At 64.4% G+C, this 22,997-nt stretch carries 25 protein-coding genes; 15 read left to right on the top strand and 10 right to left on the bottom strand.

From position 1 onward, the window contains the following. Window positions 1-432, bottom strand: a complete 432-nt coding sequence (locus EHO51_RS10530) for a transcriptional repressor (protein WP_124738860.1) — start codon at window positions 430-432, stop codon at window positions 1-3. A 39-nt stretch (window positions 433-471) separates the two neighbouring features. After that, window positions 472-957: a hypothetical protein gene (locus tag EHO51_RS10525; RefSeq protein WP_245434552.1), complete on the bottom strand. Its 486-nt coding sequence runs from the start codon at window positions 955-957 to the stop codon at window positions 472-474. A 105-nt stretch (window positions 958-1,062) separates the two neighbouring features. Between EHO51_RS10525 and EHO51_RS10520 the strand changes: the two genes are divergently transcribed. From EHO51_RS10520 to EHO51_RS10505, 4 genes are all read left to right on the top strand, one after another. Beyond that, on the top strand, window positions 1,063-2,301 hold the full coding sequence (locus tag EHO51_RS10520; RefSeq protein ID WP_124738858.1) for an argininosuccinate synthase: 1,239 nt from the start codon (window positions 1,063-1,065) through the stop codon (window positions 2,299-2,301). 200 nt (window positions 2,302-2,501) lie between these two features. Further along, window positions 2,502-3,566 (top strand): lysine-2,3-aminomutase-like protein, encoded by a 1,065-nt coding sequence (locus tag EHO51_RS10515; RefSeq protein WP_432431928.1) that lies wholly within the window; start codon window positions 2,502-2,504, stop codon window positions 3,564-3,566. Window positions 3,567-3,624: 58 nt separating this feature from the next. Then, window positions 3,625-6,300, top strand: coding sequence for a DUF3772 domain-containing protein (locus EHO51_RS10510; RefSeq protein WP_124738856.1), 2,676 nt, complete (start codon window positions 3,625-3,627; stop codon window positions 6,298-6,300). Window positions 6,301-6,339: 39 nt separating this feature from the next. Continuing rightward, window positions 6,340-6,864, top strand: coding sequence for a CAP domain-containing protein (locus EHO51_RS10505; RefSeq protein WP_124738855.1), 525 nt, complete (start codon window positions 6,340-6,342; stop codon window positions 6,862-6,864). 2 nt (window positions 6,865-6,866) lie between these two features. Here the strand turns inward: EHO51_RS10505 and EHO51_RS10500 are convergent, their stop codons facing one another. Continuing rightward, entirely contained in the window at window positions 6,867-7,076 is a 210-nt protein-coding gene (locus EHO51_RS10500) for a hypothetical protein (RefSeq protein ID WP_124738854.1), read from the bottom strand. Window positions 7,077-7,240: 164 nt separating this feature from the next. Between EHO51_RS10500 and EHO51_RS10495 the strand changes: the two genes are divergently transcribed. Then, a complete protein-coding gene (locus EHO51_RS10495; RefSeq protein ID WP_245434551.1) occupies window positions 7,241-8,290 on the top strand; it encodes a DUF2336 domain-containing protein in 1,050 nt (349 codons plus the stop codon). 34 nt (window positions 8,291-8,324) lie between these two features. Here EHO51_RS10495 and EHO51_RS10490 read toward each other — a convergent pair whose 3' ends face one another. The 3 genes from EHO51_RS10490 to EHO51_RS10480 all read right to left on the bottom strand — a co-directional run bounded on the left by EHO51_RS10490 (window position 8,325) and on the right by EHO51_RS10480 (window position 11,309). Beyond that, window positions 8,325-8,666 carry a DUF1491 family protein gene (locus EHO51_RS10490; protein WP_124738852.1) on the bottom strand — a complete coding sequence of 114 codons (342 nt, stop codon included), beginning with the start codon at window positions 8,664-8,666 and terminating at the stop codon, window positions 8,325-8,327. Window positions 8,667-8,713: 47 nt separating this feature from the next. After that, complete coding sequence (locus EHO51_RS10485; protein WP_245434550.1) at window positions 8,714-9,340, bottom strand: peptidoglycan-binding domain-containing protein; 627 nt, start codon at window positions 9,338-9,340, stop codon at window positions 8,714-8,716. Window positions 9,341-9,464: 124 nt separating this feature from the next. Next, window positions 9,465-11,309 carry a sensor histidine kinase gene (locus tag EHO51_RS10480; protein WP_245434549.1) on the bottom strand — a complete coding sequence of 615 codons (1,845 nt, stop codon included), beginning with the start codon at window positions 11,307-11,309 and terminating at the stop codon, window positions 9,465-9,467. A 214-nt stretch (window positions 11,310-11,523) separates the two neighbouring features. On the opposite strand from EHO51_RS10480, the gene EHO51_RS10475 reads away from it, so the two are divergent. From EHO51_RS10475 to EHO51_RS10450, 5 genes are all read left to right on the top strand, one after another. Continuing rightward, a complete protein-coding gene (locus EHO51_RS10475) occupies window positions 11,524-11,808 on the top strand; it encodes a hypothetical protein (protein ID WP_245434548.1) in 285 nt (94 codons plus the stop codon). A gap of 193 nt (window positions 11,809-12,001) precedes the next feature. After that, window positions 12,002-12,595 (top strand): hypothetical protein, encoded by a 594-nt coding sequence (locus tag EHO51_RS10470; protein ID WP_124738849.1) that lies wholly within the window; start codon window positions 12,002-12,004, stop codon window positions 12,593-12,595. A gap of 112 nt (window positions 12,596-12,707) precedes the next feature. Beyond that, complete coding sequence (gene lepA / locus EHO51_RS10465; protein WP_124738848.1) at window positions 12,708-14,513, top strand: translation elongation factor 4; 1,806 nt, start codon at window positions 12,708-12,710, stop codon at window positions 14,511-14,513. A gap of 49 nt (window positions 14,514-14,562) precedes the next feature. After that, a complete protein-coding gene (locus EHO51_RS21390) occupies window positions 14,563-14,961 on the top strand; it encodes a type II toxin-antitoxin system Phd/YefM family antitoxin (RefSeq protein WP_245434547.1) in 399 nt (132 codons plus the stop codon). After that, window positions 14,958-15,212, top strand: coding sequence for a Txe/YoeB family addiction module toxin (locus EHO51_RS10450; RefSeq protein ID WP_124738845.1), 255 nt, complete (start codon window positions 14,958-14,960; stop codon window positions 15,210-15,212). Before EHO51_RS21390 ends, EHO51_RS10450 begins: the two co-directional genes overlap by 4 nt. A 4-nt stretch (window positions 15,213-15,216) precedes the next feature. On the opposite strand, the gene EHO51_RS10445 is transcribed toward EHO51_RS10450, so the two are convergent. Both EHO51_RS10445 and EHO51_RS10440 read right to left on the bottom strand, forming a co-directional pair. Continuing rightward, window positions 15,217-16,119 (bottom strand): DMT family transporter, encoded by a 903-nt coding sequence (locus EHO51_RS10445; protein ID WP_124738844.1) that lies wholly within the window; start codon window positions 16,117-16,119, stop codon window positions 15,217-15,219. 180 nt (window positions 16,120-16,299) lie between these two features. Further along, a complete protein-coding gene (locus tag EHO51_RS10440; RefSeq protein WP_124738843.1) occupies window positions 16,300-17,031 on the bottom strand; it encodes a class I SAM-dependent methyltransferase in 732 nt (243 codons plus the stop codon). 113 nt (window positions 17,032-17,144) lie between these two features. Between EHO51_RS10440 and EHO51_RS10435 the strand changes: the two genes are divergently transcribed. From EHO51_RS10435 to EHO51_RS10420, 4 genes are all read left to right on the top strand, one after another. Next, window positions 17,145-18,449: a glutamate-5-semialdehyde dehydrogenase gene (locus EHO51_RS10435; RefSeq protein WP_245434546.1), complete on the top strand. Its 1,305-nt coding sequence runs from the start codon at window positions 17,145-17,147 to the stop codon at window positions 18,447-18,449. Between the two features lie 197 nt (window positions 18,450-18,646). Then, window positions 18,647-18,931, top strand: a complete 285-nt coding sequence (locus EHO51_RS10430; RefSeq protein WP_124738842.1) for a type II toxin-antitoxin system RelE/ParE family toxin — start codon at window positions 18,647-18,649, stop codon at window positions 18,929-18,931. Continuing rightward, window positions 18,903-19,217, top strand: coding sequence for a HigA family addiction module antitoxin (locus EHO51_RS10425; RefSeq protein ID WP_124738841.1), 315 nt, complete (start codon window positions 18,903-18,905; stop codon window positions 19,215-19,217). The genes EHO51_RS10430 and EHO51_RS10425 overlap by 29 nt, the downstream gene beginning before the upstream one ends. 82 nt (window positions 19,218-19,299) lie before the next feature. Next, the gene (locus tag EHO51_RS10420) at window positions 19,300-19,866 is read left to right on the top strand and encodes a nicotinate-nucleotide adenylyltransferase (protein WP_245434545.1); all 567 of its coding nucleotides are present in this window, start codon (window positions 19,300-19,302) and stop codon (window positions 19,864-19,866) included. 70 nt (window positions 19,867-19,936) lie between these two features. On the opposite strand, the gene EHO51_RS10415 is transcribed toward EHO51_RS10420, so the two are convergent. Further along, entirely contained in the window at window positions 19,937-20,260 is a 324-nt protein-coding gene (locus tag EHO51_RS10415; protein ID WP_124738839.1) for a hypothetical protein, read from the bottom strand. Window positions 20,261-20,307: 47 nt separating this feature from the next. After that, window positions 20,308-21,657 (bottom strand): 30S ribosomal protein S12 methylthiotransferase RimO, encoded by a 1,350-nt coding sequence (gene rimO, locus EHO51_RS10410; protein ID WP_124738838.1) that lies wholly within the window; start codon window positions 21,655-21,657, stop codon window positions 20,308-20,310. Window positions 21,658-22,007: 350 nt separating this feature from the next. Between rimO and EHO51_RS10405 the strand changes: the two genes are divergently transcribed. Then, on the top strand, window positions 22,008-22,991 hold the full coding sequence (locus EHO51_RS10405; RefSeq protein ID WP_124738837.1) for a beta-ketoacyl-ACP synthase III: 984 nt from the start codon (window positions 22,008-22,010) through the stop codon (window positions 22,989-22,991). The last annotated feature ends 6 nt before the right edge of the window (window positions 22,992-22,997 follow it).

Below are 22,997 nucleotides of genomic sequence, written 5' to 3'. Positions count from 1 at the left end.
CTATTTGCCTTCGCATCGGGCGCAGCGCCCGGCGATTTCAACGACGCGCGTGCGGGCGCTGAAATGCGCCGCTCCGACGAGCGCCGCGAGTTCGCGGGCAAATCCGGGCGACGTCGCCTCTTTCACCTCGCCGCATTGCTCGCAAATGATGAAAACGACCGGCTCCTCGGCTTCATGGGCATGGCCGCAGACGATATAGGCGTTTTTTGACGCAAGCCGATGCGCGAGGCCGTTGTCCATAAGGTAGCCGAGCGCGCGATAGACAGAGACGGGCGCGGGGCGCTTGCCTTCTTCGTCGGCCATGAGATCGATCATCTCATAAGCGCCGACCGGGCGGTTCGCTTGCGTGAGAATGTCGAGCGCACGGCGGCGCGCCGGCGTCAGGCCGGCGACCTTGGACCGTGTCGGAGTTTTTGTCGAACGGCTGCTCATTGCGCCAATTTAGGGGGCTCCAACGTAAAAAACGAGGCTTTAGCGTTTGGCGCAGGCTGCGGCGAATTTCTTGAATTTTTCCGCTGCGTCCGCGAGGGGCGCCGATCGCTTTGTTCCGCCAACGGCGATGTCGAGCGTTTCCCCGCCGGCCATCGCCGCGAAGATCGGGTCTTTCGCCGGCAGGCTCCCTTCGAAGCTCGGCACGCCCGCTTCTTCATTGGGCACGAGCTTGCCGGCGACCTTCGCCGTCTTTTCGCCGACCGAAAAGATCGCCGTCGTCTTGCCTCCCGCTTTAAGCTTGGCGCTGGTTTCGGCGATCCAGATTTTGACCACGCCGCCCCCTGGCGTGCAGGTGAAGCTCCCAAGGCTGTCGTCGCTCTCCGGCACCCCATAGCCAAGATAGATGCTGTCGGCGTTTTTCTCCTCCAGTCCGCCGAGCGTCCATACGCGCTGGTCGGTTTGCGCGCAGAGACCCGATAGCCCCAGAAAAGAAAGGACGCCCGTCAGGGCGAATGTTCGCTTCACGTCGTTTCTCCTGCGCGCACGTGGGCCGCGTCGCGCCGCCTTGCGCTCGGGCGCGCGGCGCCTATAGTCCGCGCGCAAATCGCCTCCCGCCGAGCCAGAGCCAAAATGACCCGCCAGAAAACAGAAATCAAACGCGTCGTCCTCGCCTATTCCGGGGGGCTCGACACCTCGATCATTCTGAAATGGCTGCAGACGACCTATGGCGCGGAAGTCATCACCTTCACCGCCGATCTCGGTCAGGGCGAGGAGCTCGAGCCCGCGCGCGAGAAGGCGCTGCTTCTGGGCGTCAAGCCTGAAAACATCTTCATCGAGGATCTGCGCGAAGAATTCGTGCGCGATTATGTCTTCCCGATGTTCCGCGCCAACGCCCAATATGAGGGGCTTTATCTGCTTGGCACCTCGATTGCGCGCCCGCTCATCGCTAAGAAGCAGATCGAGATCGCGCGCAAAATGGGCGCCGACGCGGTCTGCCATGGCGCGACCGGCAAGGGCAACGACCAGGTGCGGTTCGAACTCGGCTATTACGCGCTCGAGCCCGATATCACCGTGATCGCGCCGTGGCGCGAATGGGATTTCGTCTCGCGCGCCGATCTCATCGCCTTCGCCGAAAAGAACCAGATCCCGATCGCCAAGGACAAACGCGGCGAAGCGCCGTTCTCGACCGACGCCAATCTTCTGCACACGTCTTCGGAAGGGAAGGTGCTCGAAGATCCGACTCAGGAAACGCCTGATTACGTCTATTCGCGCACCGGCAATCCCGAAGATGCGCCGGACGCGGCGCAATATGTCACGATCGACTTCAAAAAAGGCGACGCCGTCGCGGTGGACGGCGTCAAGCTTTCGCCGGCGGCGCTCCTCGCCAAGCTCAATGATCTGGGGCGTCTTCACGGCATCGGGCGACTCGATCTCGTCGAAAATCGCTTCGTCGGCATGAAGTCGCGCGGCATGTATGAGACGCCCGGCGGCGCGATTCTGCTCGTCGCGCATCGCGGAATCGAAAGCCTGACGCTCGACCGCGGCGCCGCGCATCTCAAAGACGAGCTGATGCCGCGCTACGCCGAACTGATCTATAACGGCTTCTGGTTCGCGCCGGAGCGCGAGATGCTGCAGGCCGCGATCGACAAGAGCCAGGTGCATGTCACGGGCCGCGTGCGCATCAAGCTCTACAAGGGCTCGGCGACGCTCGTCGGTCGCGAAAGCCCCTGGTCGCTTTACGATCAGGACCTTGTCACTTTCGAAGAAGGCGGAACCTACGACCAGCGCGACGCGGAAGGCTTCATCAAGCTCAACGCGCTGCGGCTGCGCACGCTGGCCAAGCGCGCCGCGCGTGGGGCGAAGCAATAACGAACCGCGCGGATGATTTTTTCGCGGAACGCTTGACGCCTCCCTCTCCCGCGCAGCGGGGGAGGGAAAGGGAGGGGGAATATATTCGAGCCGAGCGCAAACCGCATCGCCCCCTCTCCAACTCTCCCCCGCTGCGCGGGAGAGAGAGCGATTGCGCGGCGGAGAAACGCGTGCCGCGGGATCAAGACGCCGCTGCGCCAATGCGCGCGCCGTCGCGCACGCTTACCTCGATCGCCGATCTGGTTGACGCGCGCCTCATGAGCGAGGTCAACGGTCTCGATCGGGTGGCGCAGCGCTACAGCATCGCCGTCACGCCGGAGATCGTGGCGCTGATCGACCGTGACGATCCGAATGATCCGATTGCGCGGCAATTTATCCCCGATCTTCGCGAGGCCGCGACGACGCCGCAGGAACGCGCCGATCCCATCGGCGACGACGCCCATTCGCCGCTTCCGGGGCTCGTGCATCGCTATCCCGACCGCGTGCTCCTAAAGCTGCTGTCCGTCTGTCCCGTCTACTGCCGTTTTTGTTTTCGGCGCGAGACGGTTGGTCGCGGGAAAGGCGATCTGCTGCCCGAGCGTCACGTCGCGGCGGCGCTCGACTATATCGCGCGGCGACCGCAGATTTTCGAAGTGATCCTCACCGGCGGCGATCCGTTGATGCTGTCGGCGCGTCGACTCGGCGCCGTGTCGCGCCGGCTTGCCGAGATTCCGCATGTGCGGCTGTTGCGCGTCCATACGCGCGCGCCGACGGTCGCGCCCGATCTCGTGACGAGCGATCGGCTTGCCGCGCTTCGCGAGAGCGGCAAGACGCTGTTCGTCGCCTTGCATGTCAATCATGCGCGCGAATTGACCGAACCGGCGCGCGCGGCGATCGCGCAGTTGCGCGAGGCCGGCGCAGTCCTTCTCTCCCAGACCGTGCTGCTCAAGGGCGTCAATGACAACGTCGACGTCTTGGAGCGGCTGATGCGCGATTTGGCAGGTTTGGGCGTTCGGCCCTATTATCTGCACCATCCAGATCTCGCGCCGGGGACCGCGCATTTTCGGCTCAGCCTCGCGGCGGGCAGGAGAATCTACGAAGACCTGTCGCGCCGCGTGACCAGCGTTGCGCTGCCGGCCTATGTGCTCGACATTCCCGGCGGGTTCGGCAAAGCGCGGGTCGCCGAGGGCTCCGCCGCGCCGGATGGGCGGGGGGGGTGGACCGTGGTCGACCGGAACGGCGACAAGCGGTCCTACCGCGACGAACTCGAACCGCCGCAAGATTGACCTTTCGCCTGCGTGCTCGAAACCGATTTGATCGGCTCGCTCCACCCAAGGACCGCATGTGCGCATACTGACGCTCCTGATCGCCATCCTGATTGCGACGCTCGCCGCCCCCGAACTGCGCGCCGACGAAGCGCCGGCGTCGATCGAACAGTTCAACGCGCGTCTCGATCGCGCGCGCGCCACGTTGGATGAGGTGCAGAAGACGCTTGAGCAGCCCGAGCTTTCCGACGCCGCGCTGCGCAGTCTGCGCGCGCGTATAGAACCCTTGCCGCACGAACTCGAGGAAACGATCGAAAAGCTGACGCCGCGTCTTGCCGCGATCGATGCGCGGTTGAAGGAGCTTGCGCCCGCCGCCGCAAAACCGCAGGAGCCGCCAAAAGAGGCTCCGAAAGCGCCCGAGAAGCCGGCGGAGTCCAAGCCTCTGGCCAAACCTGCTGCAAAGAACGGCGTCGCGAAGCCGCCGCCGGCGAGAGGGCCGCCGGTCCCCACGCCCGAAGCGACGCCGAACGGGCCAGAATCCGCCGACGCGGCCGCGCGCGTCAGCGCTGACGCCGAACTCCAAGAGCAGCGTCGCCTGTACGACGCGGTCGACGCGACTCTCAAACGCGCGCGCGCCATGTTGCTCGAGACGCGGCAGGTCGCCGTCACGATTGTCGCGCGCCAGCGCGGGCTCTTTGCGAAGAATCTCTTTCTGCGCACGGACGGTCTATTCTCGCCTTCGCTGTGGCGCGCCGCGCTCGACGGGGCGCCCGCCGTGATCAGCGATTCTGCGACCTTTCTTTCCGATCGAACGGCGAACGTCGTCGATCGCGTCAACAATGGCCGACGCGCGCAGTTTTTCGCCGTCATTTTTCTGATCGCAGCGAGCGTCGCCTTGGCGCTCTTCATGGCGCGGCGCGTCGTCCGGCGTTCGGCGGACGAGTCTGCTCCGACGCCTTTGCGCAAGGCGGCCGCCGCCGGATGGACGGCGCTCGTCATCGCGGCCGTGCCGGTCGCGGCGGTCGGCGCTTTAAGCATCGCCTTCGACGCCTATGATCTTATCGACGGCGCGCTCGAACCGATCTGGCGACGCTTTGTCGAGGGCGTAGCGCGCATCGCCTTCGCCTACGCCATCGCGCGCGCCGTCCTTGCTCCCGCGCATCCGAACTGGCGGCTGATTGATCCGGGCGATCGGCTTGCGAAACGTCTCACGCAACTCGTCACGCTGGCTGCGGTGACTCTTTCCGCGGCGCGGTTCCTGGAGCAGTTGGAAGAGTCCGTGCAGGGGGGGCTTCCTATCGTGATCGTGACGCGCGGCCTCGGCGTTATGATCGTCGCGGCGCTCATCGCGATCGCCCTCTTCAATCTGCCAAGCCGAGTCGAAGTCGAGGAGGGCGCCGCCGTCGCCACCCCCGAGGGCCGCGACTGGATGAGCGCCGCGCGTTTCTTCGGCGCGCTTATCGTGCTCGTGCTCGTGGGGGCGTGCGCGGCTGGCTATGTCACTTTCGCCAATTTCGTCATCCTGCAGATCGGCTGGACGGCGGCGGTCATCTCCATTCTGTATGTCGTCGTCACCCTTTCGCGCGGCGGCATCGAGGCGGCGCTTGCGCCGACGAGTTTCCTCGGTCGTAAATTGATCACCGGTCTTGGCGTGCGCCGTGAGCAGCTCGCGCCGCTCGCCGTGCTCCTGTCCGGCATTGTCACGCTGCTCTGTTTCCTCGCGGCGGCGTTGGTGGCGCTTGCGCCGCTCGGCTATGAGTCGGGCGATTTCCTGGGCAATATTCGCTCGGCGTTCGTTTCCTTCAAGATCGGCGACGTCACGATCTCTCCTTCAAGCGCGCTTGTGGCGATGCTGCTCTTCGCCGCGGCGCTCGCCGCAACGCAGGGGCTGCGGCGCTGGCTTGACGCGCGCTTTCTGCCGCTCACCCGGCTCGATCTCGGTTTGCGCAACTCCATCAGCGCGACGCTTGGCTACGCCGGCTTCATTTTCGCGGCAGCGCTCGCACTGTCCTATGTCGGGCTCGGTTTCGAAAAACTCGCGATCGTCGCCGGCGCGCTCTCGGTCGGCATCGGCTTTGGCCTGCAATCGATCGTCAACAATTTCGTCTCCGGCCTCATCCTGCTGTGGGAGCGCGCCATTCGCGTCGGCGACTGGGTCGTGGTCGGCGACGAGCAGGGCTATGTCAAACGCATTAATGTCCGCTCCACCGAGATCGAGACCTTCGATCGCGCGACGATGATCGTGCCGAATTCGAATCTCGTCGCGGGTGTGGTGAAGAACTGGCTGCGCGGCGACAAGGTCGGCCGCATCAAGATCGCCATTTCGCCGCATGTCGGCGTCGATCCGGAAAGAATGCGCGACATTCTTCTTGCGGCGGCGCGCGCGCAGGAAAGCGTTTTGCGGATACCCGCGCCGCAAGTGATGTTCCTCGGCATGGAGGCGAACATCTTCAAATTCGAGCTTTGGTGCTACGTCGAGGATGTCGAGCAGTCCGCGCGCGTGCGCAGTGACTTGCACTTCGATCTCTATGAGCGCCTCAACGACGCCGGAATCTCGATCGGTCCGGCGGCTTCGCCGCCGCCGCCGACAATCGTCAACATTCCCGAACTCGACAAGCTGGCCGCAGCGGCCGTCGCGAGCGCGCTGGCGATCGAAGCCAATCTGGTGGGCGGCAAGAGCGAAGATGAGCGCACCGAACGGTCCGACGACTCGAAGGAGGACGCTGCGACGCCGGACGATGCGCAAGCGAAGTAACTCCCGCCATTCATTGTTTCTCAAACAATGAGGAGCGAGATGCGCTCGATGTCCTTGTTGTCTCCTCTCCGCATCGCCGTTCTCCTGGCGCTCGGCGCGCTTGCCGGCTGCAACGCCGGGCAAGAGCCTGCGCCTCGGGCGACCGGGCCGGAGTCGCCGATGTATCGTTCTTTGGCGGCGACGGGCGCGCACGTCGATCCCGTGACCGCGCGCGACATGATTTCGCTCTATCGACGCAACAGCGGGCTCGGCGCTCTCACGCTGGATGACGGGCTGCAGCGCGTCGCGGAGACGCAGGCGCGGGACATGGCGCAAAGCGGCGATCTTGCGGCGCGCGGCGAACTCGGCGACCGCCTCGCAGGCGCGGGCATTCAAACGCCGGCGGCCGTGGAGAACGTATCAGCGGGTTATCGCACGCTGGCGGAAGCTTTTTCCGGCTGGCGCGATTCCGCGCCGCATAATGCGCGCATGCTGGATAAACGCGTGAAACGGATGGGCATCGCGACGGCCTACGCGGCCGGGGCGAAATATAAGGTCTATTGGGCGCTCGTTCTTGCCGACTGAGGTCAGGCGCGGACCCGGCGCCTGCGCTTGCCGCCGCCCTGCGGCGCGCCGCAGGACTCCGGAGCAGGCTTCTCCTGTGGATTGACGAGGGCGTCCTCCATCCGCACATAGCGCACGCCGAGAAAGAACAGGATCTGCGCGTCGCGTTCGGGCGCCTCGCGGCGTTTCGACGCCGCTCTCGTGCGCATCTGGAAGGCGATGACCTTCCCCATGGCGATTTCTCCAAGCTCGTTCCGCCGACGATGAATCAGCCGTCCCTAACGATTAGGAATTGGCGAGGGTTAATGCTCCGTCAACGACCGGATGCTAAATTTTCTGCAAGTTGCGTATGGGTTCGAGTGGTGAAGTGATGGGCGCCGATAGGGAACAGCGTCGGATGGTCGACGCGTCGCTGCTTCGAGCGGTCGTCGATCAGTTCGTCGAGCGATCGATGCATTCGATGGCCGACATCCGGCAGTTCGAACAGCTCGCGCTCGGGCTCATCGACATTGTCGATGCAGAAACAGTAGCCCGCGCGGCGCTGCCGCTCTGCTTCCATCCCGAAACGCCCGCCTCGATTTTCGCGCGTCTTTTCGACAAGGGCGGCGCTGCGGCCGCGCTTGCCTTTCAATTCGCGCCTAAGCTCGCGCAGCGGGACATGATCGCGACCGCCGAGCAGGGGCCGGCGCAATTCGCGGCGGCCGTCGCCCGCCGCCGCGACCTCGATCGGGAGACGATGCTGGCGCTTGCCTCACGCCGCGAGGGCGAAGTGCTTCGCGGGCTCGCCGGCAATCTCGCTGCGCATTTCGATTCGGCGTCCAGGCGGGCGTTGGTCATGGCGGCGCGCGATGATCTGACTCTTGCGCGCATGTTGCTCGATCGCGACGACCTGGATCTCGATCCAGAACCGCTTTTCCTTGCGGCGAACCGGCTCGAGCGCACGGCGATCGTGCTCAACGCCTGCCGCCAAATATTGGCGAGCGGCGCGACCGAAGCGCCGCTTCGCGCCGACGACGCTTTCCTCGAGAAACTGGAAGCCGCGGCGCAACGCCTTGATCGCAACGCGATGGCCGCTCTCCTCTCCGAAGCGCTCGAGTGCCGAAAGGAACGGGCGCGCGCGCTCGTCGTCGATCATCTCGGCGAGGCGCTCGCTCTGGCGCTCAACGCGATCGGCGTCCCGCTCGAATCGGCGACGCGCATCTTTCTTTGCGCCCAGCCTGGCATTGCCGATGACGGCGAGGTCGTGCAGGCGTTGCTCGGCGTGATGCGCTCGACGCCGCAGCGGGCGGCGGCGCGCATCGTGGGCGCTATGACCGGCGCGGCGCGATCGGAGCGCGAAATTTCACGCCGTGCGGCGCGAGAAGATCCGGGCGCGCTGACGCGGCGTCGCGCGGCGCCGCAGCAATCATTGGCGCGGCCATCGCGCAAACTCGATCAATCCGCTTAGGGCGCCTGTCGGCTTTTTCACAAACCTGCTTGCGCTAAGCGGCGAGGTCGACGAACACGCGGCCGTCCGGGTCCTCGATCTCGACGATCCAAAGGTCCGGGTCGAACATGATCTCGCGCTTGAGCCTCTGCTCGGCCTCCGCCGGATCGAGCCAATCGCCGGCATGGACGCGCGCGAACAGCCGATCGACTCCCTCCGGCGGCTCTTCGGTCTGCGGGGCAGGGCCATAGACGGCGGCGCGCCCATCAAGCCGATCAAGCTTGACGAAGATCGCGCCGGCCTCGGCGGCGCCGCGCCGGCGCAGCATGGCGACCGCGCCTTGCACCTCAGCCCGGCGGATCAGCGCGGAGACGAATATGTCGGACCTCAGTCGCATGCGCGCAAACTAGCGCTTGAGCGGCGGGATTGTCGAACGCGCGCGCCTCAAGGGAGCGGAAGGCGGGAGCGCGCCGCGAGCTGCTGAAGCAATTTCGGCGTGATCCGGCCCTTGACCGGCAGGCCGGCGTCGCCCTCGAACTTCTCCAAAGCGTGGCGCGTCGCGCCGCTGAGAACGCCGTCGGAGCGCACCACATAGCCGAGCTTCAGGAGCGCGCGCTGCGCGTAAAGAACGTTTTTGTCGACAGAAGCAGTTTTGTCGGCGCTGGCGGCCTTGTCCGCTTTGTCCGCCTTGTCGGCTTTGTCGGCGCTTGCCTTAAGCGGCGGCGGATCGCCGACGATCAGCAGGCCGATCGCGTCCCGCTTCTTTTCCGCTGCGCGCGGCGGATCCGCTTTCGCCGGCGCGCTCTTGCCCGAGTCGGGGCTTTTGGCGACGTCAAGCCTTTCGATCTTGCTGGCGATGGGGTCTTTCGGAGTGGCGCGCGCGGGCGCATTCGCGTCTCGCTCTGTGCGGGCTTCGACTGCGGGCGGGCGCGCCGGCGGCGTTGGCGCGCCCAGGACCGCGTTCGAAGTCTGAGCCGAAAAGAGCGGCGCCGGATGTCTTCCGTCCTGGAGGAACAGCGCGTTCATGGGCACGCCGATCGCCGCCACGGCGGCGATGCCGAGGATAAGCATGACGCCGATTCGCTTGGCGCCGAACACGCGCGCAAGGACTGAGCGACGACCATTGCGCCTTGTGTCGCGCGGCGGGGCGCGATCGGCGGGGGAAGCCTGAAAGCGAGAGGCATAGAGCGAGGCGTCACGCAATTTTCTTCACCGTTGCTGGTTCTGCGCCGTCGACCACGGCCACGCTGAGCGGCGCGCCAAGTCGCGCGATCGTTTCGATTCTTGCCGGACCGCCGGTTGCGCAGCGGTTACGGCAGTCGAGCGGCAGGCGCACGGAAACCGCCGTGCCGGCCTGCAGGCCGCTTTCGATGGTGATCGAACCCCCGTGCAGCCCAACGAGTCCGCACACCACGGAAAGGCCGAGGCCAGTTCCCTCGCGCCCGCTGTCGAGCGACGCGCGCGTTTGAAAGAAGGGATCACCGAGCCGCGCGAGATCGTCTGCGGCGATGCCTGCGCCATCATCCGCGACGGTGATGACGATGTGATTTCCTTCAGGCTGAAGCAACAGCTTGACCGTGCCGCCGCGCGGCGTGAATTTCAGTGCGTTGGAGAGCAGATTGATCAAGATCTGCCTGCACCCGCGCTTGTCGGCGACGATCTCGCCAAGGCTTTCGGCATATTCGCGCGCGAGCCTCACGCTCGACTGATCGGCCTGCAGCTGCATCATGTCGCAGCACTGATCGGCGAGGGTCGGCAGGGCGAAGGACTCAGCGGCGATCTCCATCGCGCCGGATTCGATCTTGGATATGTCCAGGATAGAATTGACGATCTCGAGCAGATGGTGGCCGGAGTCGCTGATGATCGACGCATATTCCCGCTGTTTGGCGGGTTCGGAAGGCGCAATCTCGTCGGTCGCCAACATTTGGGAGAAGCCGATGATGGCGTTGAGCGGCGTGCGCAGCTCATGGCTGACATTGGCGAGAAGGCGCACGTTGCTGCTTGCAGCGCGCTCGGCTGCCGCGTGTGCCGCCGCAAGCGCGATATCAGCTTCGAGCGTGGCGTGTACGTCTCGCAGGGCGCAGACGACGGCCTCCGCTGCGCATTCCTCGTCGTTTGATTGAGCACGGCGCACGCGCGCCTCGAAAGAGTTGAAAACGGGCGCGACGAATTCGCTGGAAGCATTGCGCGCAACGCCAACCTGAACGCGAACGGCTGCGGTCGCCACCGCCATGCCGTCGACGGCGTCGGAGACCGCCTTGAGGAAGCTCGGCCGGTCGGCGACGTGAATCCGCGTGAAGAATTCACGGCCGATCAGATCGCGCTTGAGATCAAAGACGTGGCGCCCGTCGCCCAGGACCGCGTTGACGAAGCCGGCGCGATCAAGGTGCAGCAGGATGTCGCCGACGGCGCCAGTCAGGAGCATGAGGTCGCGGTCGTTGCGCGCTTCGGCGTGGGCGCGAGCCTGCTCGACCCGGACGGCGCCGAAGACGAGAGCGGCGATATAGAGAAACAGCGGCGCTCCGAGAAGGATCGTCGTCGCTGCATGTTCCGTCAGCAGTTCGCGCGGGGCCCGCAGATTGAGACCGGCCGTCAGCGCGAGGGCGGCGATGGCGACCACTTCTATAACGATCACCGCGCCGACGTCGGGCGTCAGGGCAGCCTCAACGAGCGCAACGAGCAGCAGCGCGATTGAAAGCGCGTCGTAGCCCGGCATTAGCGCGTGGATCGCCGTCGCCATCGTCAGCCAGCCGCCGATCGAGAGGCTCCGCGCGATACGCAAATCTCCCGTGCGCGACAACACGATCACCGAGGCGAGCGGGATCTGCGCGAGAAGGAAAAGGACGCAATCGCTTGTCGTCGGCGCGCCATGCAAGAACAGAAACAGCGGGGCCGAGAGCAGGACGCAGGCGGCGACGACGAGCCGAGCGACGATGAACGCACGATGACGCGCCTCTTCCACCGGTCGTCCGGCGACCCGCTCGTGCAAGGCGGCGTCCACGCAAGACGGGTAACGGCTGTCCTCGGCGATGCTACTCAAGGCGTACGCTCCTTATCGCCAATAGCGATAGCAGGGCGTCCTTAAGCAGCCGCTAAGCCGATGCGAAAGCTTCAACAGCTACTCGGCGACGCGTTGACATGGTTTGCACTTTATTGCCGTGACTTTCAGGGAAAGAATTGAAGGCGCGTTTACGAAGGCTCAACCCCGCCGCGCCATCACTTACAAGAAACCGCTATCGCTGATGGAGACGAGTTTGGTTTTTCTCGCCAAATGCGCGATTTGCATTCTCCTCGTCTGCGTCGCCCTGCAATGGCGCGCTGATCACGCGCCAGTTGCGCCGAAAAGCGCCGCCGTCCGCGCTTCTGCGCCGCAGCACGCGGCTGGCTTCGTACAGGACGCGATCGAGAAAGCGTCCGCGCTGATTCGCGCCGGCGGCGACGCGCTCGCCGGCGCCGCGCGCGATAAATGTCTGGCGTCGCCGCGCGACTGCCTCTCGGCGGCGCAGCGCGTGCAGTCCGCCGCCGGTCGCGCGCAGTAACAGCCAATCCACGACGGCGTAGTGTGCAATAGCTGCGCCGCTGCGCCGGTTTTGCAGAATCAATTTTTTGACACTAAACATGTTTGCGCTTGGCGCGCGATTTTGAGGCCGAACCGCCACCGAGGCCATTCCGTTTTTGCTCGCGCGACCCGTTCGCACATCGCGAGCCATCCTGTCCCTAAAGGAGGCGGCCATGTCCGAAGAAACTTCCTCGCAACCCGAAGATACGGTTTCCCGCTCCGAACTGACCAATCTGCAGGAGCAGCTCAAAGCGACGCGCATGGAGCGTGACCGGCAGATTTTCGAGAAGTCCGAGATCGTCGCGAAGGCGAACGCCTACGCCAAGGAGCGCGACGATGTTCGCGACAGCCTGGCGGCGATGACCGCCGAGCGCGACCGCCTCGCCGCGGAGAACGCCGGGGCGTCGACGAAAGCGCTCGAGATGTCTCGGCAGCTCGAAGCCGCCAATCGCCGGGCCGACGAGGCTGCGGCTGAGGTCGTGCGGCTGCGCCACGCGATCGCCACCGCGCCCTCATCCGACCCCGCCGTCGTGCTGTGGAGCCTCATCTCGGAAAAGACCAGGGATGGCGTCGCCTGGGTAAGGGGCAAATTCCCCGCCGACAGCCCGGCTTTGCCCTGGTTCGACAAGACGGTCTCGCTCGTGACTCAGATCGGCTGCATGGCCGTGCGGGCGACGGACGCCTTCATCCGCTGGGCCGTGCCCAAAGCTATCGAGCTTTTTAACAAGGGCAAGGCGGAGCTCGAGGCGCGGATGGAGAAGAAGTAGCCTTCCAGAAGGCTCCGGCGCGCCCTAGGACGCCCGCCTGGGAATGAAATGGCGCCGGGCGCGGGCTGGCGCGCCCTTTCATTCCTTGGCGGGCGCTGCTATCCCCGCGCACATGACCGCCCACAAGATCGAAAACATCCGCAATTTCTCGATTGTCGCGCATATCGACCACGGCAAATCGACCCTGGCCGACAGGCTCATTCAGGAGACAGGGACGGTCGCCGCGCGCGACATGGTTGAGCAGGTGCTCGACTCGATGGACATCGAGCGCGAGCGCGGCATCACCATCAAGGCGCAGACGGTGCGCCTCAACTACAAGGCCAAGGACGGCAAGGATTACGTCCTCAATCTGATGGACACGCCGGGCCACGTCGACTTCGCCTATGAGGTGTCCCGCTCGCTGAAGGCCTGCGAAGGCTCGCTGCTTGTCGTCGACGCCTCCCAGGGGGTCGAAGCGCAGACGCTCGCCAATGTCTATCAGGCGATCGACGCCGGCCACGAGATCGTTCCCGTCCTCAACAAGATCGATCTGCCGGCGGCCGAGCCCGACCGCATCAAGGAGCAGATCGAGGAGGTCATCGGGCTTGACGCCTCGGGCGCGGTGCTCATTTCGGCCAAGACCGGCATCGGCATTCCCGACGTGCTCGAGGCGATCGTCACGCGCCTGCCGCCGCCAAATGGCGACGAGAAGGCGCCTTTGAAGGCGCTGCTCGTCGACAGCTGGTATGACGCTTATCTCGGCGTCGTCGTGCTGGTACGAATTTTTGATGGCACCCTGAAGAAGGGCCAGAAGATCAAGATGATGGCGGCCGACGCCCATTACGAAGTGGACAAGATCGGCGTCTTCCGTCCCAAAATGCAGGACGTCGCGGCGCTTGGTCCCGGCGAAGTCGGCTTCATCACGGCGCAGATCAAGCAGGTGGCGGATACGCGCGTCGGCGACACGATCACCGACGACAAGAAGCCGACCGCCGAGGCGCTCCCGGGCTTCAAGCCGGCGCAGCCCGTAGTGTTCTGCGGACTGTTCCCCGTGGACGCCGCCGACTTCGAGGATTTGCGCGCGGCGATCGGCAAGCTGCGCCTGAACGACGCCAGCTTCTCCTACGAAATGGAGACCTCCGCCGCGCTCGGCTTCGGATTCCGCTGCGGTTTCCTGGGCCTGCTTCATCTCGAAATCATTCAGGAGCGGCTGCAGCGGGAATTCGATCTCGATCTCATCGCGACGGCGCCGTCGGTCATCTACAAGATCACGCTGACGAATGGCGACGAGATTGAGCTGCACAACCCCGCCGACATGCCGGATGTCGTGAAGATCGAGGAGATCAATGAGCCCTGGATCAGGGCGACGATCCTGACGCCCGACGACTATCTCGGCTCGGTGCTGAAACTCTGTCAGGACCGGCGCGGCGTGCAGGTCGATCTCAACTATGTCGGCAAGCGCGCCATGGCGGTCTACGATCTGCCGCTGAACGAAGTGGTGTTCGATTTCTATGACCGGCTGAAGTCGATCTCGAAGGGCTATGCGTCATTCGATTATCAGATCACCGACTATCGCGCCGGCGATCTCGTGAAGCTCAGCATTCTCGTCAACGCCGAGCCGGTCGACGCACTTTCGATGCTCGTGCATCGCACCCGCGCTGACTCGCGCGGCCGCGCCATGTGCGAGAAGCTGAAAGAGCTGATCCCGCCGCATATGTTCCAGGTGCCGATTCAGGCGGCGATCGGCGGCAAGATCATCGCGCGCGAAACGGTGCGCGCCTTCCGCAAAGACGTGACCGCGAAATGTTACGGCGGAGACGTTAGCCGCAAGCGCAAGCTCCTGGAGAAGCAGAAGGAAGGCAAGAAGAAGATGCGCCAGTTCGGCCGCGTCGAGATTCCGCAGGAAGCCTTCATCGCCGCGCTGAAGATGGAGGAGTAGGGTGCCCTCTCCCGTTTGCGGGGGAGGGTGACGAGCCGTCTCCGCCGTCATGCCCGCGCTTGTCGCGGGCATCCACGCGATGGCCTACGCCAATCTGGCAAAGCGGGCGCAGCGTCCCGGCGTGGATGGCCGGGACAAGCCCGGCCATGACGACATTCTTGCGAGCGTACGCAATTGCGTACATATTGGAGTGATGCGCACAACCTCTTACAGCGATCTCCGCAAGAATCTCGCCGCTACGCTCGATCGCGTCACGGAAGACCATGAGCCGGTCGTCATCACCCGCGACAAAGGCAAGCCTGCAGCCGTGCTGATCTCGCTCGAAGACTTCGCCTCCTATGAAGAGACCAGCTATCTGCTGCAGAGTCCGCGCAATGCAGAGCGCTTGCGCGCAGCCATCCAGGAGCTCGACGCGGGGCGTGGAAAAGAGCGCAAGCTCGTTGAATGAAGCTCGTCTTCGCCGAACAGGCTTGGGCCGATTATCTCTATTGGCAAGGCCAAGATAAAAAGACTCTCGAACGCATTAACATGCTCATCAAAGAGTGTAGTCGCACGCCCTTCGAAGGGCTTGGCAAGCCGGAACCCTTACGTGGCGATTTACGCGGCTGGTGGTCACGCCGCATCGATCGGGAGCATCGCCTCGTTTATCGCGTCGAAGACGGCGCCTTGCTGATTGCTCAGTGCCGCTATCATTACTGACGCCTCACTCCCGCGCCAGCGCGATCATCACCGCGCCAAGCAGCATCACCGCCGCGCCAAGCAACCGGCCGCTCGACTCCTCCTTCAGCACACGTCCGCTCGCGACAACCGTGAAGAGCGCCGACAGGCGCTTGATGGCGATGACATAGGGCGTGAACAGCACGGTGAGCGCCCACATCTGCAAAGTATTGCCGAAGGCCATCGCTGAACCCGCGCCGATGGCGTAACGCAAATTGAACGCGCTTGGCGCGGGCCGGCGCCCGGCGACCCAGTAGAGCAGGGCGCACAGCGAAATGACGATCGTCACCGCCGCGATCCAGATCAGCGGCGTCGACGCCCTGACGCCGAGCTTGTCGATATTGGCGGTGACGCTCCAGATCACCGCGGTGCCGATCATCATCCGCGCGCCTTTGTCGCGCGCGAAGACATGGAAGTTGAAACGGCGTCCGTTTGCCCGGTCGGCGTCGAGCAAGCCGACGCCGAGCACGGTGAACAGCACGCCGAAGACGCCCATCGGCGGCGCGTGCTCGCCCGTCATGATCGGCGAGGTGAACAGCATCAGCACGGGCGTGAGCAGCACGAGCGGCGCGACCAGCGACGCGTCGGACAGTCGAAAGGCGCGGATGTACAGCACATAGGCGACGACGTTGAGCGCGCCCGACCACGCGAGGAGACTCCAGAATTCGGGCCTCGTCAGCGATGCGAGCGTCTCGCGCGGCGCGCCGAGAAGGCCCGGATAGAAGACGACGCAAGCAACGGTCAGGAGGACCGCGCCCGCGCACCATTGCGCGGCGAGAATGGCGCGATCGTCGGCCGTTCGCGTCGCGGCCTTGGTGCCGAGATCGGTGACGGATTGGCAGATGGCGGTGACGAGCGAGGCGAAGAGAGCGAGAAGCGCGAGGTCCATGGCGCGCTATAACGCATGATCAGCGAGAGTGGGAACTGGCTTTGCGAGCGAGTTTCTCGTGTCATTCCCGACGCGCGCTTTGCGCGCGATCGGGAATCCAGAGCAAGAAGTTCAGCACCCTGGATTCCCGGTCGAGCCTCCGGCTCGCCGGGAATGACATGCTGGTATACTAAAGCGGCCTCACGCGCCCGGCTTCACCGCCGTCACCAGCGTGTCGACGCCGTCGCGGAATTCAACCGCGACCGGCGCGTAGCCCGCGGCGCGCAACTGCTCGAGCGCCGGCTCGAAAGGCATAATGTGCAGAGGCGATTCGTCGCTCAATAGATGCACGATCCAGTCTTCGAGCAGATCGAGCCGGTTCATCTTCGTGAAAATCTTGAACCAACCCCGCACCACGGCTTGCGTGTCGGCAAGATGCGCCGCTGGGTCGTCCATCGCGTAGCGGTCGCCATTGACGAAAATTCCGCCCGGCTTCAGGACGCGAAAAATCTGCGAAACCACGTCCTTACGGTAGTCGTCAGGGAAGTTATGGATCGCGTAATTTGAAATGACGACATCCATGCGCGCATCGGGCAGCGCGCGGAGCGCCGTCAGCGCATCGGCTTCGACAAATTTGACGCGGCCCGCCAAGGCGTATTCGGCGAGATTGGTTCGCGCCTGATCAAGCATTTCGCCGGCGCTGTCGATCGCGGTGAGCTTGAGGTCGCCCCGCGCCGAGAGCGCCGCCAGCGTGCTGATCCCCGTTCCGCAGCCGATCTCGAAGCCATCGATCGGCCCTGCGTCGGAACGCCAAGCGGCGATTCGGTCGCCGATCTTTTTGGCGAGCGTGGCGGCGTTTGGACACATCAGCCGCAGCACGTCATATTCGGCCGCAATGGGCCCAGTGAACGGATTCTCTTGAAGCGCGGACATGCGGCCTTTTTTCATATCGCGACAGGCCTCGCAAGGGCGGCCTTTCTTGAGGGCGGCTTTTCTTGCTTGGGCCGCCATGTTAGCGAAACTCCAGCATATCCCGTGAGAAAGCTATGACGCAGGCATTACGCAGCGAGCCGCCGGCAGGCGGCGCAGACGCGACGCTGAGCGACTCGTTTGTCGCGCTCGGGCGCGCCGCGCGCGCAGCGGCGCGGGCGGTGGCGCTCGCCTCCACCGACGCCAAGAACAAGGCGCTGCGCGCAGCCGCCGGCGAAATTCGCCGCCAGAGCAACGCCATACTCGCCGCGAATGCGCTCGACGTCGCCGACGCCAAGGCGCGCGGAACTGCGGCGTCCTTCCTCGATCGGCTGACGCTTGATCCCGCCCGCGTCGAGGCGATCGCCCGTGGACTGGAGGAGATCGCGGATCTGCCGGACCCTGTCGGCCGCGTTCTGGCGAGTTTCGACCGCCCGAACGGCCTCAAGATCGAGCGCGTCTCGACGCCGCTTGGCGTCATCGGCGTGATCTACGAAAGCCGGCCAAATGTCACCGCTGACGCCGGCGCTCTGTGTCTCAAGGCCGGCAACGCCGCGATCCTGCGCGGCGGCTCCGAAAGCCTGCGCTCGTCGGCCGCCATTCACGCCTGCCTCGTCGCGGGGCTGAAGGCCGCAGGGCTTCCCGAAGCGGCGATCTCGCTTGTCGCGACGGCGGACCGCGCCGCCGTGGGCGCGATGCTCGCGGGCCTCGACGGCAATATCGACGTGATCGTGCCGCGCGGCGGCAAGAGTCTCGTCGCCCGTGTGCAGCATGAGGCGCGCGTGCCGGTTTTCGCGCATCTTGAAGGCATCGTGCATGTCTTCGTGCATAAGGACGCCGATCTCGACATGGCGAGGCGCGTGCTGCTGAACGCCAAGATGCGGCGCACCGGCATTTGCGGCGCGGCGGAGACGCTGCTCGTCGACCAGGCCTGCGCCGCGACCCACCTTCAGCCGCTCGTCGCGATGCTGATCGATTCAGGCTGCGAAGTGCGCGGCGACTCAGCAACACAAGCCGCCGACGCGCGCGTCAAGCCGGCGCGCGAAGACGACTGGCGCGCCGAATATCTTGACGCCATCATCGCGGCGCGGGTCGTCGATGGATTAGAGGGCGCGATCGATCACATCGAAACTTACGGCTCGCACCACACCGATTGCATCATCACGCGTGACGCCGCTGCGGCGCAGCGTTTCATGAACGAGGTTGATTCCGCGATCGTGCTGCACAACGCCTCGACGCAATTCGCCGACGGCGGCGAATTCGGCTTCGGCGCCGAGATCGGCATCGCCACGGGCCGCATGCATGCGCGCGGACCCGTCGGCGTCGAGCAGCTGACCTCGTTCAAATACCGCGTCTATGGCGACGGCCAGGTGCGGGGGTGAGTGGCGAAGCCAAATCTGAAGAGTGACTCTGCCGCGAGCGTGCGCAGTTTCTGAAGGCGTTTTGAGCGCCGGTTCGCTTTCCGCTGTCGGCATATGACGGTTTCCCCGACCGTTCGATCGGCCGACTAAGCGCTCTTTCCGCCTGTTTCGCTTGCGCTGGCAATTGAAGCGTATAACGTTATGCGTTATAAGCTTTCATGATCAGGAGTTTCGCTGACTCCGAGACTGAATCGATCTGGTCGGGTCGTCGCAGCCGCAGGCTGCCGCCGGACATTCAGAGCGTGGCGCTGCGCAAACTGCGCCTGCTCAATCAAGCGCGCATACTGAACGATTTGCGCGTCCCGCCGGGCAATCGTCTTGAGGCGCTGAAAAGCGATCGGTTCGGCCAGCATTCGATCAGGATCAATGACCAATGGCGCATCTGTTTTATTTGGAGCGAGGGAGGGCCGTCCGATGTCACGATCGTCGACTACCATGACTGACTTGTTGCCCAACCCGACCCCGGGAGAAATTCTTGCCGAGGAATTTTTGAAGCCCATGGAACTGAGCCAGAATGCGCTCGCGCGCGCCATTCGCGTGCCGCCCCGCCGCATCAATGAGATCGTTCTCGGCAGGCGCGCGATCACCGCCGACACGGATTTGCGCCTGGCGCGATATTTCGGAATTTCGGAAGGCTTCTTTCTCGGGCTGCAGGCGGACTATGACCTTATGGCCCGGCGCCGGCAGATCGGCTCCGAGCTCAGCGCGATCGAGCCGCGCGCCGCCTGAGAAGCTTGATCTAACCCAAGCTTGCGCCGCATATCGACGTATGACTTCCGCCCCCGTTCGCCTTCCCCCGCACGCGCCCGGCATGCGCATCGGTCTTTTCGGCGGCTCATTCGATCCGCCGCATGAGGGCCATGCGCTCGTCTCGCGACTCGCGCTGACGCGGCTAAAACTCGATCGGCTGTGGTGGATCGTCTCGCCCGGCAATCCGCTCAAAGACGCGCGCGAACTGCCGTCAATCGAAGCGCGAATAGCGGCGGCGAGAAAAATCCTGCGCGATCCGCGAGTCGCCTTCACCGGATTCGAAGCCGAGATCGGCGCGCGTTACACCTGCGACACGCTCGATTATCTGCGCCTCCATTGCCCCGGCGTGCGCTTCGTTTGGATCATGGGAGCGGATAATCTCTTGCAGTTTCATCGTTGGCGGCGATGGCAGGACATTGCGCGGACGACGCCGATCGCCGTCATCGACAGGCCGGGCGCGACGCTCAGATCCGTAAACGCCAAGGCGGCGGTCTATTTCGAGAGCGCGAGGATTCCCGAGAGCGCGGCCGGTGTGCTCGCCGTGACGTCGCCGCCGGCGATCGTCTACCTGCACGGGCCAAGAATCGAGCGCTCTTCGACCGAGTTGCGCGCCGGAGCGCGTTCATAACCGCGCTCCGGTTTCTTGATTTGACGCAATTTCGGACGCGCCGGCTTCGCCTTCGGCGGAGAATGCTTCCCTATTTGCGCTCGAAGAGCGGCAATATCCAGCGCTTGTAGGCCCAGAAGCTCAGAGGAATGCCGACGAAGATCGCGACCCACATCAGCGCCGAATTGTCCGTGCTGTGCTCGTAAAAGCCGCCGCCTTCGGTCACGGACTGCGTATAGGGATTGCGCACGAAGAGCGTAATGGCGAATGAGCCGATGACGATGAGCGCGGTCGCGATGTAAAGGCTGCGCGGAATGACGAACTTCGGCAGCTGCGGCTGCGCCGGCGCCTCTCTGGGCAAAGGCGGCGGCGTTTCCAGCGGCGGCGTGCCCTTGTCTTGCGGTTCTTCGGTCATGGCGCTTCTCTCCCTAAATCTATCCTTGGCCCCAATATAGGGCTGCTCTAGGTCGCTGCGCCATAGACGTCATAGGCCTCCGAGCGTTCAATTTTCGCCGTGACGATGTCGCCCGCGCGCAGCGGGCGCCGCGATGCGACAAAGGCTGCGCCGTCGATCTGCGGCGCGTCGGCCTTAGTGCGGCCCTTGGCGAGCGCGCCCGATGGTCCGCCGCCCGGCTCGTCGATGATGACTGAAAGGCGCTTGCCGATTTTGCGCTTCATCAGCCGCGCGCTGATTGCCTGCTGCTTCTCCATGAAGCGCTTCCAGCGCGTCTCCTTCACATCGTCGGGGACGGCAGGTAGGCCAAGCGCCTCGGCCGGCGCGCCGGCGACAGGCTCATATTTGAAGGCGCCGGCGCGGTCGATCGCGGCCTCCTCCAGCCAATCGAGAAGATAATCGAAATCCGCGTCGGTCTCGCCGGGGAAGCCGACGATGAACGTCGATCGCAGCGCGAGGTCGGGACACGCCTCGCGCCAGGATCGAATGCGCGCGAGCGTCTTCTCTTCATTCGCAGGACGCTTCATGGCCTTCAGCACGTTCGGCGCGGCATGCTGAAACGGAATGTCGAGATAGGGAAGGATTTTCCCTTCCGCCATCAATGGCATCACCTCGTCGACATGAGGATAGGGATAGACGTAATGCAGGCGGACCCAAAGGCCGAGATCGCCAAGTTCGCGCGCCAGATCGAGAAAGCGCGCGCGCACGCTGCGGTCGCCGAACATGCTTTCGGCGTAGCGAATGTCGCGGCCATAGGCGCTCGTGTCCTGGGAGATGACAAGCAGTTCCTTGACGCCGGCGCGCGCCAGCTTTTCCGCTTCGCGCAGCACGTCGGCCGCAGGCCGCGAGACGAGCGGCCCGCGCAGATGCGGGATGATGCAGAAGGAGCAGCTGTTGTCGCAGCCTTCGGAGATTTTCAGATAGGCGTAGTGGCGCGGCGTGAGCTTCACGCCTTGTTCGGGGAGAAGATCGACAAACGGGTCATGCGCGGGCGCGGCGGCGCGATGCACCGCGTCGACGACGCTCTCATATTGCTGCGGGCCGGTGATCGCCAGCACCTGCGGGAAGCGCGCCGTAATCGCTTCAGGTTCGGCGCCCATGCAGCCGGTGACGATCACCTTGCCGTTTTCGTTCAGCGCGGCGCCGATCGCTTCAAGCGATTCCGCCTTAGCGCTGTCAAGGAAGCCGCATGTATTGACGATGACGACGTCCGCCCCGGCGTGGGTGCGCGACAGCTCGTAGCCTTCGGCGCGCAGCTGCGTGATGATCCGTTCGCTATCGACGAGGGCCTTCGGACAGCCGAGCGAGACGAAGGAGACGCGCGGGGCGGCGCTCAGCGGCCTCTGTTGTTCCTGCATGGCGCCCCTTGCCATGCGGCGGCGGACTTTGCAATCGCGGGCTCGGCGTTACGCCGTCAGCGCGCCAATGAGAGCGAAGAGCGCGACGGCGGCAAAGATGATAGCGTGGACCATAACGCAACTCCGACGAGCCCAGATTGGTCTAGTTGCGCGCGCTTTAAGAAAGCGTTGACGGCCTCGTTTTGGGACAGTCTGCCGTCGCCGGCGCAAAAAAGCCAATAAGTCAGCGACGATTGGGGCCGTTGCCGAAGCTCAAAAAGAAAAATTTGCGCTTGGCCTGAGCCGCTCTTAATGAATAGCGCCACGCTCACGAGCTTCAGCCACGCCGTCTCAGAAGGAAGCGCCACGTCTTGACGAATTCCATTGTTCTCGGAACCGGGTCTTATGCGCCCCAGCGCGTCATCTCCAACGCCGACCTCGAGAAAATCGTCAGGACGAACAATGAGTGGATCGTCAGCCGCACCGGCATCAAAGAGCGCCGAGTGGCCGCGGATGATGAGGCGACATCGGATCTGGCCGCGGCCGCAGGGCGCGAGGCGCTGCAGTTCGCTGGCGTAAAGCCGGACGACGTCGACATGATCGTCGTGTGCACGGTGACAGGCGATGCGCCGACGCCGTCCTGCGCGTCATTTGTTCAGGCGCAGCTCGGCGCGAGAAACGCTTTCGCCTTCGACGTCGGCGCCGCTTGCGCCGGTTCGCTTTACGGGCTGTCGATCGCCGACCAGTTTATCAGAAGCGGCAAGGTCAAGCGCGCGCTGGTGATCGGCGCCGAGACCCTCAGTCGCTTCGTCGATTGGACAAATCGCGAGACATGCGTGCTGTTTGGCGACGCCGCCGGCGCGATTTTGCTGGGCGCCAGCGAAGAAGAAGGGCGGGGCGTGCTCGCCGCCAGCCTGCGCACCGACGGCTCGATGACGGGCATTCTCGGCATCTATGGCGGCGGCAGCCGCCGCCCGCCATCTGCTGAAATGCTCGAAGAAAAGGCCGGCAAAATCAAGATGCGCGGGCGCGAGGTCTATAAGGTGGCGACGCGCCTGTTGCCTGAAGTGGTCGGCGAAACGCTCGAAGCCGCCGGTCTGACCGCAGCCGACGTCGATCACGTGATCGCCCACCAGGCCAACAAGCGCATTATCGAGTCCGCAATGCAGAATCTCGGCGTTCCGTTCGAGAAATGCTGGATCAACATTGACCGCTACGGCAATACGTCGAGCGCCTCGATGCCGATCACGCTCGATGAGGCGAATCGCGCCGGAAAGCTGAAAAAGGGCGACGTGATCGCGATGATGGCGATCGGCGCGGGAATGACCTGGGGCGGCGCAGTTCTGCGCTGGTAGGCGTTA

It is taken from the genome of Methylocystis rosea (assembly GCF_003855495.1).
Taxonomy (GTDB): domain Bacteria; phylum Pseudomonadota; class Alphaproteobacteria; order Rhizobiales; family Beijerinckiaceae; genus Methylocystis; species Methylocystis rosea_A.
This window is presented reverse-complemented; position numbering and strand designations above follow the sequence as displayed.

Coding starts and splice junctions, on each gene's coding strand:
- EHO51_RS21390 (WP_245434547.1), top strand. CDS start 14,563: ATGCCCGCGCTTGTCGCGGGCATCCACGCGATGGCCTACGCCAATCTG.
- EHO51_RS10450 (WP_124738845.1), top strand. CDS start 14,958: ATGAAGCTCGTCTTCGCCGAACAGGCTTGGGCCGATTATCTCTATTGG.
- EHO51_RS10495 (WP_245434551.1), top strand. CDS start 7,241: ATGGTCGACGCGTCGCTGCTTCGAGCGGTCGTCGATCAGTTCGTCGAG.
- rimO (WP_124738838.1), bottom strand. CDS start 21,657: ATGCAGGAACAACAGAGGCCGCTGAGCGCCGCCCCGCGCGTCTCCTTC.
- EHO51_RS10520 (WP_124738858.1), top strand. CDS start 1,063: ATGACCCGCCAGAAAACAGAAATCAAACGCGTCGTCCTCGCCTATTCC.
- EHO51_RS10490 (WP_124738852.1), bottom strand. CDS start 8,666: ATGCGACTGAGGTCCGACATATTCGTCTCCGCGCTGATCCGCCGGGCT.
- EHO51_RS10435 (WP_245434546.1), top strand. CDS start 17,145: ATGACGCAGGCATTACGCAGCGAGCCGCCGGCAGGCGGCGCAGACGCG.
- EHO51_RS10445 (WP_124738844.1), bottom strand. CDS start 16,119: ATGGACCTCGCGCTTCTCGCTCTCTTCGCCTCGCTCGTCACCGCCATC.
- EHO51_RS10530 (WP_124738860.1), bottom strand. CDS start 432: ATGAGCAGCCGTTCGACAAAAACTCCGACACGGTCCAAGGTCGCCGGC.
- EHO51_RS10505 (WP_124738855.1), top strand. CDS start 6,340: ATGCGCTCGATGTCCTTGTTGTCTCCTCTCCGCATCGCCGTTCTCCTG.
- EHO51_RS10420 (WP_245434545.1), top strand. CDS start 19,300: ATGCGCATCGGTCTTTTCGGCGGCTCATTCGATCCGCCGCATGAGGGC.
- EHO51_RS10470 (WP_124738849.1), top strand. CDS start 12,002: ATGTCCGAAGAAACTTCCTCGCAACCCGAAGATACGGTTTCCCGCTCC.
- EHO51_RS10500 (WP_124738854.1), bottom strand. CDS start 7,076: ATGGGGAAGGTCATCGCCTTCCAGATGCGCACGAGAGCGGCGTCGAAA.
- EHO51_RS10430 (WP_124738842.1), top strand. CDS start 18,647: ATGATCAGGAGTTTCGCTGACTCCGAGACTGAATCGATCTGGTCGGGT.
- EHO51_RS10440 (WP_124738843.1), bottom strand. CDS start 17,031: ATGTCCGCGCTTCAAGAGAATCCGTTCACTGGGCCCATTGCGGCCGAA.
- lepA (WP_124738848.1), top strand. CDS start 12,708: ATGACCGCCCACAAGATCGAAAACATCCGCAATTTCTCGATTGTCGCG.
- EHO51_RS10515 (WP_432431928.1), top strand. CDS start 2,502: ATGCGCGCGCCGTCGCGCACGCTTACCTCGATCGCCGATCTGGTTGAC.
- EHO51_RS10485 (WP_245434550.1), bottom strand. CDS start 9,340: ATGCTTATCCTCGGCATCGCCGCCGTGGCGGCGATCGGCGTGCCCATG.
- EHO51_RS10415 (WP_124738839.1), bottom strand. CDS start 20,260: ATGACCGAAGAACCGCAAGACAAGGGCACGCCGCCGCTGGAAACGCCG.
- EHO51_RS10425 (WP_124738841.1), top strand. CDS start 18,903: ATGTCACGATCGTCGACTACCATGACTGACTTGTTGCCCAACCCGACC.